Genomic DNA, 14094 nt, shown 5'->3' with positions numbered 1-14094 from the left:
AAGACATTGTTAACATTAGAAAGGCGGTCAATGACCGCCACTTGTAGGATTGTTATGTTTTGTTAATCATAATGTAATGCGTCGCTTGGTTCCAACCGTAAAATTGAACGTGATGGAATATAGGTAGCTATTATCACCATAAATGTGATCAATAATGGAATACCAACTAGCGCAATTCCATAGCTTTCAGGATTGATCACAATAGTATTAGACATGTAATCTGTTAACACAATAGATAAAGTAATGCCTAATGCTAAACCAATAAGCAACTGTGTTGCAGCCTGCTTTAAAAACATCAGCATAATTTTTTTATCAGGAGCACCAATTGCACGACGAACACCGATCTCCTGTGTTCTCGTTAATATGCTGTTTGAAGCCATTGCATATATTCCGCTTGCCGCTAGAATTACTGCAACAACCCCACAAAATAGAAATATTTTACTGACGGAAAGTAACAGTTTCATTGGCTGTTGGATCAGGTTGTCGTAAGTTTGAATATGATAAATTCCGACATCAGAGTCTACACTTGCAACCGCTTGCATTAACGCTGCGGTCGCTGTTTTTTCATCACCCGTATAATGTACGGCAATGTATTGTCTCATTGGGCCCAAGTTGTCCATAGAATGATACGAGTTATATGAAGCACTTGACGAGCTCATGGTTGAACCATGGAAAGTGTCAGACACTACGCCGACAATAGTAAACCAATCACCACGTTGGCCATTTCGACCTGCACGCCGAACGCGTTTTCCAACGGCATCACCATTTGGGAAGAAAGCACTTGCGATTGATTGATTAATAATAATACTAAGCGCACCATCTTCGGCATCACGGTGATCAAAGTCTCGCCCTTGAATGACTTTCATACCTAAAGCTCGCCAAGAGTCACTGGCTATTAATTCATTATTACTGTAAGGGTTTTCATTATAAACAGCGGCAGCCCTACCTTCAATTTCAAAGAAACTAGTACCTTCACCTGTACCAGGTAATTGCGTCATCATGGCACTTGCATTAATGTTAGGCATGGCGTCTATTGCGCTTTTAATTCGATAAAAAACCTGTGAGCGATTGATACGATCTTGATAATTATGCTCGGTATCACGTCTTACTGGATATTTTTCGGGTGGTAACTGTAACTGAGCAGTTAAACGCGAAGTCGTTTCAACACCGTAGTCAGCTTTACTTGCGAAATAGCCTGTTGATAATAAAACGGTTGCCATTACGAGCACTACACAAGATAAAACAATTTCAGAAATGACCAATGCTTTACCAATATTAGCTGCTTTTTTACCTAATGCTCCTCGAGTACCGTCACGTATTACCGCATTAAAATCACTTTTTAATGCTTTATAAGCTGGAAATAGACCGGTGATCAATACCATTGCTATAATGGAAAACACCAAAATAACGATAGCTTGACTATCAATGTTTAAGGTCCACCAGAACGGTTTTTCATTATTAATGGCAAACGCTTGGTTGAACATGTTGTTAGTCAGTTCAATGCCATATGCAGCGAAGAGTAGGGCAAGAAAACCACCAATGGTACAAATAAACACACTTTCCCAAAGCATTTGAATCATGAGCTTTTTACGTGGAATACCTAGTGCTAAACGAATAGCTACTTCTTTTATTCTTTCATTCACTCGAGCAAGTAACAAATTACTCACGTTAATACAGGCAAGTAGTAGAATGAGAAAAACAACAATTAATAAAGCGATAAAAATGTTGTAGTACTGGGTAATGCTTGCTTGTTTGTACGGTAAAACATTTAAGTACCTACCGTCATCTGGAATACGAAAATTGAAGTCTTCTTTTATGGAAGATGCAATTTGTTGATTTATAGCATCTAAACCAGCTTGCGCTTCTTCTATTGTTACTCCTTCAGCTAAACGAGCAAATGCCAAATAACTACTAAAAGTAGCCTCAACGGGATTAACAATACGTTCATTTAATGGTTGCCATATTTGTGCTTTATCTGGGAATGAAAAACCTTCCGGCATAATGCCAACAATTCTACCAGGCATGGCATCTAGAGCGACTTGTTGATTTATTACTTTTGGATCGGCATTAAAATACTGTTGCCATACGTCATAACTAAGTACCACCACAGGCTCTGCACCATCAACAAAATCATCTTGAATAAAGCCTCTTCCATGTAATGGTTGTATACCTGTCATGTCGAATATGTTGACACTGGTATAGCTGGCGTTCATTTTTTTAGCCGTAAAAAGTGCTGAATACTGGCTAGAGTTTCCACCAATGAAAGTAGTACCTTCAGTAAAAAAACCATGGTTTTCGAAAATGCCTAGTTGTTTTGCCGCTAAATTAACGTGATATGGATCAGCTGCACGACGCGATAAATGGTTGTGATCAAACTGTGCTTCAATGGCGACAATTTCGTTTTCACCATTTAAATAAAGTGGTTTGAAGACCAAGCCGTTTAATAATGAAAAAGTATAAACGGTTAAACCGAGCCCTATGGCAACGATTAAAATAGTTAATGAAGTAAACAATGGCTTTTTTAACAACATACGCATTGAATACTTAAACTCTATTGATAAGCTCATATTTATATCCTCAGCCCACTAAATAGCGATAGCGCTTGGGGTTTCAGAAGGGCGGTCGGCAACTACTTTACCGTCGAAAATTTCAATGATGCGATCGGCGCGGCTTGCAGAACGAGGATCATGAGTAACCATGCAAATGGTAGCGCCATTAGCATGAAGTTTATCCAGCAATTCCATGACTGCTCCTGCATTTTTTGAGTCTAAATTACCGGTTGGTTCATCGGCAAGAATAATAGCGGGTTTACCGGCTATGGCTCGTGCTACTGCAACACGCTGTTGCTGCCCCCCTGATAATTGCGAGGGAAAATGATTGGCACGATGTTGCATATCTACTTGTTTTAAAGCATCAGCTACCAGTTGTTGGCGTTCTCTTTTGCTAATATCTGAGCGATAAGATAAAGGAAGCTCTACATTTTCTTGAACGGTTAAGTCACTGATTAAATTAAATGCTTGGAAAATAAAACCAATTTTCTCATTGCGGATCAGCGCGCGTTCGTCTTTATCTAAACTAGTTACGTTGTGTCCTGATAATTGGTAATTACCGTTAGTCGGCGTATCTAATAAACCTAAAATAGATAATAAAGTAGATTTACCACAACCCGATGGGCCGGCAATTGAAATAAATTCACCTTGGCGAATAGTTAAATTAATTCCTTCTAATGCATGGGTTTCTACATCGTCGGTATAAAATATTTTGTCTAAGGCATTCAAGGCCACGAGGGTATTATCTTGGTTTTGCATTGTGCTTTCCTTATTATTGTTAACTATTGTATTGCGTTAATTTGTTTGTCTTTCCAAGACGATACGTTTGATACCACAACGTTTTCACCAACAGAGAGACCAGAAATAATTTCAATGTGAGTTTGAGAAGAGCGGCCAAAAGTTACGTCTCGTAAAGCCACGCTGTTATTTTCAGTGTTTACTACATATACAGCACTTGATTCATTTGCTTTGGCATACATTGGGCGCTTAACATAAAGAGTGTTTGTTAGATGGGCGACATGAATAATACCGTCAACACTGAGCTCAGGCCTTGCTTCTTTGGGTAATGTTCCTGTAATAGCTACATCAACTTGTACAGAACCATTGACAACGGATGGATCAATGCGAATAACCTCGCCGCTTACTTTGCTGGTTTTCGTGTCTAGGGTTACTGCTTGAGTTAATCCGATTTGATAAATTTGTTTTTCAGGCACACGAATTTCTGCAATAAATTCATCATTACGAGCTAACCGCGCCACATTCGTTCCTGCGGTTATTTGTTGTCCTAACTCTAATGGCATTTCTTGTACGATACTATCGATTGATGCACGTATTTCTAAACTGTTCACCAAGTGTTGAATTCTTGCTGTACCACGTTCCATCCGTTTTAAACGCGCGTTAAACGCTCGCTTTTGTGCTACTAAGTTTTCTTGTGCTTTGGCGTAGCGCTTTTTTTCTAATTGCCATCGTTGTAACAATTGCTCCACTTCAATTTTAACTTCTTCATGCTCTACTTTGGATATGGCAACGATGCCTTGACTTAATAAAGTTTTTTGAGCGTTAAGCGTTAGCAGGGCACTTTCATAGTTTAATTGACTGTTTATCACTAGTGTTTCTTGATCTAGCACTTGTGATTCAAGCGCAACACGCTGAGCGTTAAGTTGTGCTTTTGTTTCTTCAAGCTCCCATTGGCTTTCTTCTAACTGTTGGGTAAGAGATGAGTTCTTCATTGAAATGATTAAGTCATCTTTTTTAACAGCAGCCCCTGCTTTTTTAAACACTTTGTCAACGCGCCCGTTGACTTCTGTTGCTACCCAGTAGACTTCTTTTGGTACTAATACGCCAATGCCTCGAACGTCAAGAGTAAGATCGCCAGATTGCACTGTATCAAACAGCACATTGTTTGCTGACACTTTATGACCACGATTACTGGCATAAGTTAATGCCCATATACATGAGATAATAACCACGGCAATAACGGCCCACTTTATGATTGGGGTGAAGTTTTTTTGTTTTTTTCTAACGATATCCATCGTATTCCTTTTTACATCAACGAAAGCGAACAGGGCGCTTAAAGTACAGTGAACGATTTGTAACCTAGATAAAGCTAAGACAGTGCCAAAATGTAAATGTATATAAAATTCAATAAATTACATTTATTGTTAGATAAGAATTTTGTGGCAGTCTCGATATCGAGACGTGAACATAGGGCGTTTAATATCGAAATCGAGACGACCACTGAAGATCAACCTTTAAATGTGTTCCATGACGATAATTGCGTTATAGCCTACTTGAAAAATGACAGTTGACCCCCATAAATAGCGATATTGCGGCGCATACGCTAACAAGGTATCCATTACTAATTGTTGTAAAATAGCATGCTTTTTTATTAGCAAAGCAGAGTGAATTCTTGTGTTAAAACGCGGTTTCCTTTACTATGCGCGCGCAAATATTTTTTTCAATAAAATGAATGTTAATTTTACATTTACGGGTTTTTATTCATTTTATTGCATACTCGCTGAAAATAACTAGGACCAAAAATGACTACAGAATCATCTAAAATCATTTATACCATTACTGATGAGGCGCCAGCATTAGCGACGCATTCATTACTCCCGATTATTCAAGCTTTCACAGCTTCTTCTGATATTGGCGTAGAAACGCGCGATATTTCATTAGCGGGTCGTATTATTGCTAATTTCCCACAATATTTAAAAGAAGATCAACGCATTGGCGATGCATTAGCAGAATTAGGTGATATTGCTAAAACACCAGAAGCGAACATTATTAAATTACCAAACATTTCAGCGTCTATTCCACAATTGCAAGCTGCAATTAAAGAATTGCAAGCTAAAGGTTATGCGTTACCTGACTATCCAGCAGAGCCAAAAAATGAAGCTGAAGAGTCAATTAAATTAACTTACGCTAAAGTGTTAGGTTCAGCGGTAAACCCTGTATTACGTGAAGGTAACTCTGACCGTCGTGCTCCTACTGCTGTTAAAAACTATGCAAAGAAAAACCCACATTCAATGGGTGCTTGGTCAAAAGACTCAAAGTCTCATGTAGCTCATATGGAATCAGGTGACTTCTACGGCAGTGAAAAATCAATGACGGTTGCAGGTGCAACTGATATGCGTATTGAATACGTAGATACTGCTGGCAACGCTATTGTTTTAAAAGAGAAAGTAGCGCTTGAAGATAAAGAAGTGATTGATGCATCTGTGATGAGCAAAAAAGCACTTGTTGAATTTTTTGAAGCGGAAACACAAAAAGCCAAAGACGAAGACGTATTACTGTCTCTTCACATGAAAGCAACCATGATGAAAGTATCTGACCCGGTGATTTTTGGTCACGCGGTTAAAGTATACTACAAAGATGTGTTCGCAAAGCATGCAGCTACTTTCGAACAGTTAGGTGTTGATGTAAACAATGGTATTGGTGATGTTTACGCTAAAATTGAACGTTTACCTGCAGAACAAAAGGCAGAAATTGAAGCAGATTTAAATGCTGTATATGACGTTCAGCCTCCACTTGCGATGGTTGATTCTGACCGTGGCATTACTAACTTACACGTACCAAGTGACGTTATTATTGATGCGTCAATGCCTGCTGCACTTCGTGCTTCTGGTCAAATGTGGGGCCCAGATGGTAAGCAAAAAGACACTAAATTTATGATCCCTGATCGTAACTACGCAGGTGTTTTCTCAGCTGTTGTAGACTATTGCCGTGAAAATGGTGCATTTGATCCAACCACGATGGGTACTGTTCCTAATGTTGGTTTAATGGCGAAAAAAGCGGAAGAATATGGTTCACACGATAAAACGTTCATGGCAAAAGGTGAAGGTGTTATTCGTGCTGTAAATATTGCGACTGGTGATGTTTTACTTTCTCAAGATGTTGAAGAAGGTGATATTTTCCGTATGTGTCAAACGAAAGACGCACCTATTCAAGATTGGGTGAAATTAGCAGTTACACGTGCGCGTTTATCAAATACACCAGCGGTATTTTGGTTAGACGAAAATCGTGCACACGATGCTGAAATGATCAAAAAAATTAACACCTATTTACCAGAGCACGATACAGAAGGTTTAGATCTACGTATTCTTGCTCCTACACAAGCATGTGAATTTACCTTAGAGCGTTGTGGTAAAGGTGAAGATACAATTTCTGTAACAGGTAACGTATTACGTGATTACAACACTGATTTATTCCCAATTTTAGAGCTTGGCACGTCAGCGAAAATGCTTTCAATTGTACCATTAATGAATGGCGGTGGTTTATTTGAAACCGGTGCCGGTGGTTCAGCGCCTAAGCATGTTCAACAATTTGAGAAAGAAAACCACTTACGTTGGGATTCACTAGGTGAATTTTTAGCGCTTGCTGCTTCTTTAGAGCATTTAAGCAACACCACAGGTAATGCTAAAGCTCAAGTACTTGCTAATACTTTAGATGCAGCGACGGGTAAATTCTTAGATGAGAATAAATCGCCTTCTCGTAAAGTAGGAGAGTTAGACAACCGTGGTTCTCATTTCTACCTTGCAACGTATTGGGCTCAAGAGCTTGCTGCTCAAAATGAAGATGAAGAGTTAAAATCAGCGTTCACTGCTGTGGCTCAAGCATTAACGAAGCAAGAAGATAAAATTGTTGCAGAGTTAAATGAAGCACAAGGCCCAGCACAAGACATTGGCGGTTATTACCAACCTGCTGATGACTTAGCGACTAAAGCAATGCGCCCAAGTGAAACATTAAATACGATTCTTTCTAGCCTTTTATAAGCGCTTAGTAAGTACACGTATAAAAAAGCCCAGCCCTGCGCTGGGTTTTTTCTGTTTGACTATTGTTATGTAACCGCATGGGTAAACTTAGTGTTATGTAACCGAATGGATAACTTAGTATAAATCAGATAGTGGACTTCTCACACCATTTGCACCTCGTTCAATAACATGGGTATAGATTTGTGTGGTTCGCACATCAGTATGGCCTAATTGTTCCTGAACGGTACGAATGTCAGCCCCGCGTTGCAGTAAATGCGTAGCAAATGAGTGCCGTAATGTATGGCAACTAATAGGCTTTTTTAATAAGGCTTTGTTAGCGGCGCGCTTTATCACCTTTCTTAGCATAGTTTCATGAATATGATGCCTGCGTAGCATGCCTACTTCTGGATCTTCGCTTAATCTATGTGATGGAAATAAGTAATGCCAGCCTTCTTCTTTGTTCGCATTAGGATACTTACGGGCTAATGCAAAAGGCATATACACACCAGAATATGACGGGTTTCTTAAATCACGTTTAACATAGGTAGTGGCAAATCTTACTTGGGTTTTTAAATCATTGATAATTTCAGGTGCCAGGGTAACACGGCGATGTTTTCCGCCTTTGCCAAACCAAACATTAATACAATGAAAATTAAAATCTAAATCGTGTATTCGTAAACAAACTACCTCCATTACTCGCAATCCGCTGCCATACATTAATGCGCAAGGAAGCTTGTAATCATTATCAATATATTTAAACAACGTTTTTATTTCGTCTGGTGTTAATACAACAGGTAACTTAGGCTGCACACGAGACTTATTGTAATTAAGTGCTAATGACAAAGGCTTAGATAAATACTCTTTGTAAAGAAAGTTTACGGCGTTTAATGCAACTGCTTGCGTTTTAGGCGCAACATTTTCTTGGTTTGCTAGATAATTAAGAAAACGTTCAACTTCTTTGTCGTGACAATCTAAAGGGTGCTTCTGTTTATTAAAGTTAATGTAGTATTTTATCCAATGTAAGTAGGTTTCAATTGTTCTTTTCGCGTAACGACGCGTCCACATAAACTCTTTGATAGCGGCTAAAAAAGGTGAGGCCATGTTGATAATCCTTCATCAAAATTAATTCTAATAATTGCTGTACAAATATACAGTTTAGTGATTTTCTTGTTTTTAGCAAGAAATCGAGGTTAATTCTTGTAATAATCGTAGAAAGCGAGAATAACAAAGCACTATCTCGTTGATATAATTGGGAAGAAGTGATAATTTAAATTTTCAATTTTATGAAAAGAGGAACTGTTCGTTGCGTTACTTGCGAGAACGGTTCTTATGAATAAGCTGTTATGTGTTTTTCTATGGAGTGGAATTATGAGTGATAATCAGAATAAAGCATTTTGGGGCATTTTTATTATATTTTGTATTTTTGCTACTGCAGGTATTTATCTTCAAGGAACTTTCGATAATATAACTTTGGGAGGCTCCGTAATAATGACCATATTTTATTTGTTTGTTGCTTTTTTAATACGCTTATATATTAAATCAAACTCTGAAACTTTTGATTAGCAATCAATAGACCAAACACATAACAAGCCATTACAGTAACGGGACTGCTAACAGCTTGCTCGGTTCCGCTTCGCTACACATTTTAGCAAGCTATTATCAGCCCCTGAATGGAGCGTTAGTTTTCTCATCAACATCATCATTTATCAACAAGGATAGAAATGGATACTTTCATTGAATTTGTAAAATCAGACATTGGGGTCACGCTGGCTTGGCTATGTACTGTAGGAAGTACATTGTTTGCTGTGATTACATCAAAGAAAAATAAACAGTTGAAAATAAAAATTGGTGAAATAACTAAGAATTCGACAGTAGATAATAGTCAGGATAGTGTTATGCAAAACGGCCAGAAGAATGTTTATACAAAGAACAACTCTGGCGGCATGAAAATTGACATGTAAGGACTGAATCTTGACCATAGGAAATGAAGGGGGTAACCCCCCTGTAAATAAAACAGTTCAAGTTGAACGTAATGCTGGAAATATCATAATCGGGGATTCACCCGAATATGAGATCAGCTCGGCTATAAATGAGTTGCTAAAGTCATTAGCTAATAAGCCGTTTACGTTTAAGAAAAGCAGAAGACGCCCGTCCTCTGAAACAGTTGTGAAGATTCAACACAATAATCTTAAAGCTAAAAGTCATATCATAAAGCAATACTTAGATCATTCCTCAAAAGTAGAAGAAGCCTATTCCGAGATAGACTCACTGATAACTTTTGGAAAAGATACAATCCTGCAAAATTTAAACGATTTATATTATCTTGCTTTAGATGCTGTTGAAATCGACTATCTAACTTGCGATATAAACATAGCTAAAGTCAGAGAAAACTCAGAGTTTATTTTAGATTTTATTATTCAAAGATTAAAAAATACTGTATTTGAATCAAAAAACACTCCAGCTTACAAAGAGCAAGTAGAATTGGGCGTGAATGTCGTCGTCGCTCATGCTTTTATTGAGTGCATAATTATGGAAAATCCAACTTATGATTCCTAGAAATGGTTGTGACCCAGAAATAAATGTTGTGAGTATCGGGGCAAAAATTCTAAAGAAATTGGCAGAGGAAAATCCGTCCTTGGATACGATACTCACTGACTGTTCTTCAGAACTAAAAGTATCGATTGATCACATTATATTGTCATTAGATTGGTTGTTTGCAATTAAGGCTATTGGGGTTAATGGAACAGAGGTTTTTATAAATGAAGCTTGATACCCTTGAAATAAAGATAAATAGCGAAGTAAAAAGATTGGTTAAATTTGAGACAGGCCTTAACCTCATCACAAACAAGCCTAACTCTGGTCGTACAGGGAACAGCGTCGGAAAATCAACATTATCAAGAGTGGTTGATTTTCTAATGCTAGGAAGTATAGACAATATTTACATCGATGAAGAGTTCAAAAAGCCAAATCTTGAGATAGAAGCGCTTTTTAAGAACAACATTGTAACTGCTTCTCTCAGTTTTTTTGACTTCTCAAATAAAATAAATCAAATTTCTCGAAATCTATGTATTGGTGGAGAATCTGAATCTAAATTCTGGGTAAATGGTGAAGTTGTTGAAGAAAAGGGATATGAGTCATTTATTCAGGATAAAATCTTTAATATATCTACTAGAAGGCCCTCTGTTCGAGCTGTAGCGCCTAAATTCATTAGAAATGACAGTCATAGAATGTTAAGTACGACCAAATTTCTTGATAAACGACAAGGGCTAAAAGATTACAGCGAGCTTTTTTTATACCTTTTCGGTTTCAATAATACGTATCTACTTACAGAAAAAAGAGATGCAACGAATCTGGTTAATAGACGAAAAAGGAATTCCACTTCAATAAATGCTCTAGTGAAAGAGCAAAAGCCAAAAAGTGAGATCAAGAAATATAAGGCAGATGCTAAAGAGCTAGAGAGCAACCTTTTAACATTCGAATACTCGTCAGAATATTCGAATCCAATAGAAAGGCTTTCAGAACTACAAGTAAAAGAAGACCGATATACCGAAGAGCTTCTATCAATACAGCGAAAAGTAGACAATATCAATCATACTATCGAGCTATTATCCAAAGACAAAGATGGTTATTTAATCAACGAGCTTAAAGCTATATATAGTTTCTCTGGTGTAGCAATTGATGGAGCCTTAAGAGAACTTGAAGACGTTATTTTGTTCCATAGAAATCTCGTTGAAAAAAAGAGGCACTTTCTTACGATTGACCTGCCTAAATTGAATGAGGAATCTGAAGGTCTTCAAGCGGAGCTCAGTTCAATACGGAAAGATAAGTTACAAGTTTTTTCTGATATGAGGTCCAAGGAAAGCTTAGACAATGTGACTAAAAATCTGAAACGCCTTGGTGAGCTTAAAGTTGAACTTGGAAAGTTAGAAGGTCTAATGGAACAGCAGTCCAAGGCAAAATTAGATCAAACTGAAGCTGAAGTTCAATTGCAAAAAATCCTTGAGGCTATTTCCAAAGAGATTGACAATGTTTATGAGTTTGAGAAGAAATTCAATACACATTTAGGATCTCTTACAAAAAGTCTTCACGATGAAGAATACAGCATAGACTTAGAATTCAATAAGGATAGCGGTATTTGTTCTATAGAGCTCAATAACTCAGCAACTAATCCTGAGGGTGGGAAGAAGAAAGCTGAAGTCATTGCTTTTGATTTTGCATATATACATGCCATTAATGAGTTAAAGCTGAATCGACCAAATTTTATATTTCATGACAGCATTGAGGATATTGACAAAAAACAGATTGAAGATATTTTCAAAGAAGCAAAGAAGCTACCGGGTCAACAGATTCTGTCAATGCTATCAGATAAAATATCAGAAGAAACTTACAAGAAGATATCCAAAAATGTAATCTTATCTCTTGATGAGGATGAAAAGTTCTTTTGTGTTTAAACAAAAACTAACAAGTCAAATCACTCGGACGCAGCGAAGCTGCGCCGATGTTTGAGGCGTTAGGCATACAAGGAGAGTTCAGTGAAAAAATTAACTTTAGTATTCATATCCCTTATTTTATCTTTTTCAAGTTCTGCAAATGACAAATTCACGGCAGATCAATTAATCGAGAAAGCAAAGGCATTTGTATCAGCCAAAAATGCTCGCCAACAACCAAATACAACCACTAAAGAAATAGACCATTATATATCACTATTATCTGATAACTTCATCGATGAACATGTTAAATTCAAGTTTACGTATACTGATAAATCGAAACTCCGTTCAGATATGGTTGGTAAGCTAAAAGATGAAGTTATAAGCAGCAATATTGAGATAAACGAAATTATGGTAGGAGCTAATGTTGTTTTTATAAAAATGACTGAAATGGGTAAAGTTAAGCCAGCACATTTAGATAAAACCATTAAATATAGTAAAACTAATATTGTCTCATTAGAGTTTGACGAATCAGGTTTAGTAAAGCATATCCGCCGACACCATGGTTAATGTATGCCTAACAAGGTGCATAGTGATCTTCCCCCACAAAAGTGGAGACCTTCCACTTTTGTGGGGGAAGATCACAAATAACAGTTGGTTTTTGCTCCTGCGTCGCTTATTTTAACCAACTGATATTTGCCCATTATTAGGGCGTTAGTAGCCTTAGGCGTTGAGTTTTGATGGAAAATATCTACCATTAGTGCAATACAATTGCATCAAGCCTAACCATTCAATTGCATTTTGGTTAGCCACTTTAAAATGTAAAATTTGGCAAGAGAAAATCTTCTATTTATTAATTTTAAGGGGCTGTAAGACTAAAGCTGTCGTAATCGAAAATTTCGAAATATGTCTTCAGTGTCAATAACAATAATTGTGAGCATCCGGTTTATCTTATTTCATCACTTTGTTGACTTTTTCAAAAAAAAAAGCAAACCTACGAGGTTCTACGTAGTTGGTTTAACTGATTGCTGTATAGGAAAGAGATACAAATATCAGAATGATTAATAATAAAAAAAGGGAAAATTAATGTATAAAAATGTTCAAGGAATCGCTGGGGTTATTTTGTTATTTTCATTTGCTGCTATGGGAAACCCAACCCAACTAACGCTGCTGGAAAAGGAAATTGATAGAATTGCAGAAGAGTCAATTCCAACTAATGGACCGGGGTGCTCTGTAGGTATTATTAAGAATCAACAATTTTTATTTAAGAAAAGCTACGGTTTGGCAAACATCGAACATCAGGTTCCACTCAATTCATTATCAGTATTTCGTATGGCATCTGTATCCAAACAATTCACCGGATTTGCGGTATTGTTATTAGCCGAAAAAGGTAAAATTAACCTTGATGATGATATACGGAAACATCTTACAGATTTGAAAGACTATGGTGTAAAAGTAACTATCAACTCAATGTTAGGACACGTTTCAGGGATGGCAGATTACGATACACTAAAATCGCTTTTACCCAAACCATTACTGTCTCCCGCTGGTGGTCCGTTCAGACTTGGTGATGAGGACTACCTGACCAAAGAAGAATACTACGATGTTATAAAATCGCTTCCTTTAGAGCATCAACCTAATACTCAGCAGGCCTACAGCAACTTCGCTTACTTTTTATTGTCGGAGTTAGTGGCCAAAGCCAGTGGTATGTCCATGCGTGAGTACACTACAAAATACATCTTTGAACCACTTGGTATGCGCAACACTTTTTTCGCTGATGATATGCGAGAGATAGTACCTAACCGTGCCGAAGGATATAGAACATTCAAAGATAATGGATTAAAGCGTTATGAAACAAATATTTTTGTTGTGGGTGACGGTGGTCTTTACACGACACTCGAAGATATGTTGATTTGGGATAATCACTTTTATACCCCGAAATTAGGTGATGCCCCTAACAAAATTATGACTCAATTTAATACGCCAAATAGTCAACACTCCTACGAAAACAACGGAATAACTTTTTATGCTAACGGGCAATATATCGAGCCAAATTATACGCTGCACAATGGCGGATGGATGGGCACAAGTACTAGTTATATCCGTAGACCCAAGGAGCAAGTAGCCTTTGTTGCTATGTGTAATAGCTCCTCACTCGATGCAAATGTTTTTACTTACGAAATACCAAAAATTCTAACTAAACTTAGAATATGGGATGTGACTGACCCTGCAATATTTTAGTATGATTTTAGTTATTCAAAAAATAAAAGTTCATAGTATCGGCAACTAACAAGAGACTATGGCGTCAATAGTTAATTTTACACTTTTGGCGCTTCCCACATTACACCGTCTCTGAGCATCGAA

Annotated in this window: 13 protein-coding genes; 8 read left to right on the top strand and 5 right to left on the bottom strand. The window is 37.4% G+C overall.

The features are described from left to right. Positions 1 to 62 precede the first annotated feature (62 nt). The 4 genes from Q4489_RS14385 to Q4489_RS14370 all read right to left on the bottom strand — a co-directional run bounded on the left by Q4489_RS14385 (position 63) and on the right by Q4489_RS14370 (position 4945). A complete protein-coding gene (locus Q4489_RS14385; RefSeq protein WP_303481483.1) occupies positions 63 to 2567 on the bottom strand; it encodes an FtsX-like permease family protein in 2505 nt (834 codons plus the stop codon). 18 nt (positions 2568 to 2585) lie between these two features. Further along, on the bottom strand, positions 2586 to 3308 hold the full coding sequence (locus tag Q4489_RS14380; RefSeq protein ID WP_303481481.1) for an ABC transporter ATP-binding protein: 723 nt from the start codon (positions 3306 to 3308) through the stop codon (positions 2586 to 2588). A 23-nt stretch (positions 3309 to 3331) separates the two neighbouring features. After that, positions 3332 to 4582 (bottom strand): efflux RND transporter periplasmic adaptor subunit, encoded by a 1251-nt coding sequence (locus Q4489_RS14375; protein WP_303481479.1) that lies wholly within the window; start codon positions 4580 to 4582, stop codon positions 3332 to 3334. Between the two features lie 219 nt (positions 4583 to 4801). Continuing rightward, the gene (locus Q4489_RS14370; protein WP_303481477.1) at positions 4802 to 4945 is read right to left on the bottom strand and encodes a hypothetical protein; all 144 of its coding nucleotides are present in this window, start codon (positions 4943 to 4945) and stop codon (positions 4802 to 4804) included. Positions 4946 to 5089: 144 nt separating this feature from the next. Between Q4489_RS14370 and Q4489_RS14365 the strand changes: the two genes are divergently transcribed. Continuing rightward, complete coding sequence (locus Q4489_RS14365; RefSeq protein ID WP_303481474.1) at positions 5090 to 7324, top strand: NADP-dependent isocitrate dehydrogenase; 2235 nt, start codon at positions 5090 to 5092, stop codon at positions 7322 to 7324. Positions 7325 to 7438: 114 nt separating this feature from the next. Here the strand turns inward: Q4489_RS14365 and Q4489_RS14360 are convergent, their stop codons facing one another. After that, complete coding sequence (locus Q4489_RS14360) at positions 7439 to 8404, bottom strand: integron integrase (protein WP_303481472.1); 966 nt, start codon at positions 8402 to 8404, stop codon at positions 7439 to 7441. A gap of 267 nt (positions 8405 to 8671) precedes the next feature. Here Q4489_RS14360 and Q4489_RS14355 point away from each other — a divergent pair, with 267 nt between their 5' ends. From Q4489_RS14355 to Q4489_RS14325, 7 genes are all read left to right on the top strand, one after another. Next, a complete protein-coding gene (locus Q4489_RS14355) occupies positions 8672 to 8866 on the top strand; it encodes a hypothetical protein (protein WP_303481470.1) in 195 nt (64 codons plus the stop codon). A 158-nt stretch (positions 8867 to 9024) separates the two neighbouring features. Beyond that, positions 9025 to 9264 carry a hypothetical protein gene (locus Q4489_RS14350; protein WP_096013089.1) on the top strand — a complete coding sequence of 80 codons (240 nt, stop codon included), beginning with the start codon at positions 9025 to 9027 and terminating at the stop codon, positions 9262 to 9264. 10 nt (positions 9265 to 9274) lie between these two features. Then, on the top strand, positions 9275 to 9859 hold the full coding sequence (locus tag Q4489_RS14345) for an ABC-three component system protein (RefSeq protein WP_303481465.1): 585 nt from the start codon (positions 9275 to 9277) through the stop codon (positions 9857 to 9859). After that, positions 9849 to 10073, top strand: coding sequence for an ABC-three component system middle component 6 (locus tag Q4489_RS14340; protein WP_303481463.1), 225 nt, complete (start codon positions 9849 to 9851; stop codon positions 10071 to 10073). The genes Q4489_RS14345 and Q4489_RS14340 overlap by 11 nt, the downstream gene beginning before the upstream one ends. Beyond that, positions 10063 to 11754 carry a DUF2326 domain-containing protein gene (locus Q4489_RS14335; RefSeq protein WP_303481461.1) on the top strand — a complete coding sequence of 564 codons (1692 nt, stop codon included), beginning with the start codon at positions 10063 to 10065 and terminating at the stop codon, positions 11752 to 11754. The genes Q4489_RS14340 and Q4489_RS14335 overlap by 11 nt, the downstream gene beginning before the upstream one ends. Positions 11755 to 11835: 81 nt before the next feature. Further along, positions 11836 to 12300 (top strand): nuclear transport factor 2 family protein, encoded by a 465-nt coding sequence (locus Q4489_RS14330; protein WP_303481459.1) that lies wholly within the window; start codon positions 11836 to 11838, stop codon positions 12298 to 12300. Between the two features lie 516 nt (positions 12301 to 12816). After that, positions 12817 to 13971, top strand: a complete 1155-nt coding sequence (locus Q4489_RS14325) for a serine hydrolase (protein WP_303481457.1) — start codon at positions 12817 to 12819, stop codon at positions 13969 to 13971. Positions 13972 to 14094 lie beyond the last annotated feature (123 nt).

The sequence above is a fragment of the Thalassotalea sp. 1_MG-2023 genome, from assembly GCF_030546745.1.
GTDB lineage: Bacteria > Pseudomonadota > Gammaproteobacteria > Enterobacterales > Alteromonadaceae > Thalassotalea_C.
This window is presented reverse-complemented; position numbering and strand designations above follow the sequence as displayed.

What these genes read in the sequence shown, in the direction of transcription:
- Q4489_RS14385 (WP_303481483.1), bottom strand. Translation starts at nt 2,567, where the DNA reads ATGAGCTTATCAATAGAGTTTAAGTATTCAATGCGTATGTTGTTAAAA.
- Q4489_RS14380 (WP_303481481.1), bottom strand. Translation starts at nt 3,308, where the DNA reads ATGCAAAACCAAGATAATACCCTCGTGGCCTTGAATGCCTTAGACAAA.
- Q4489_RS14375 (WP_303481479.1), bottom strand. Translation starts at nt 4,582, where the DNA reads ATGGATATCGTTAGAAAAAAACAAAAAAACTTCACCCCAATCATAAAG.
- Q4489_RS14365 (WP_303481474.1), top strand. Translation starts at nt 5,090, where the DNA reads ATGACTACAGAATCATCTAAAATCATTTATACCATTACTGATGAGGCG.
- Q4489_RS14360 (WP_303481472.1), bottom strand. Translation starts at nt 8,404, where the DNA reads ATGGCCTCACCTTTTTTAGCCGCTATCAAAGAGTTTATGTGGACGCGT.
- Q4489_RS14355 (WP_303481470.1), top strand. Translation starts at nt 8,672, where the DNA reads ATGAGTGATAATCAGAATAAAGCATTTTGGGGCATTTTTATTATATTT.
- Q4489_RS14350 (WP_096013089.1), top strand. Translation starts at nt 9,025, where the DNA reads ATGGATACTTTCATTGAATTTGTAAAATCAGACATTGGGGTCACGCTG.
- Q4489_RS14340 (WP_303481463.1), top strand. Translation starts at nt 9,849, where the DNA reads ATGATTCCTAGAAATGGTTGTGACCCAGAAATAAATGTTGTGAGTATC.
- Q4489_RS14335 (WP_303481461.1), top strand. Translation starts at nt 10,063, where the DNA reads ATGAAGCTTGATACCCTTGAAATAAAGATAAATAGCGAAGTAAAAAGA.
- Q4489_RS14325 (WP_303481457.1), top strand. Translation starts at nt 12,817, where the DNA reads ATGTATAAAAATGTTCAAGGAATCGCTGGGGTTATTTTGTTATTTTCA.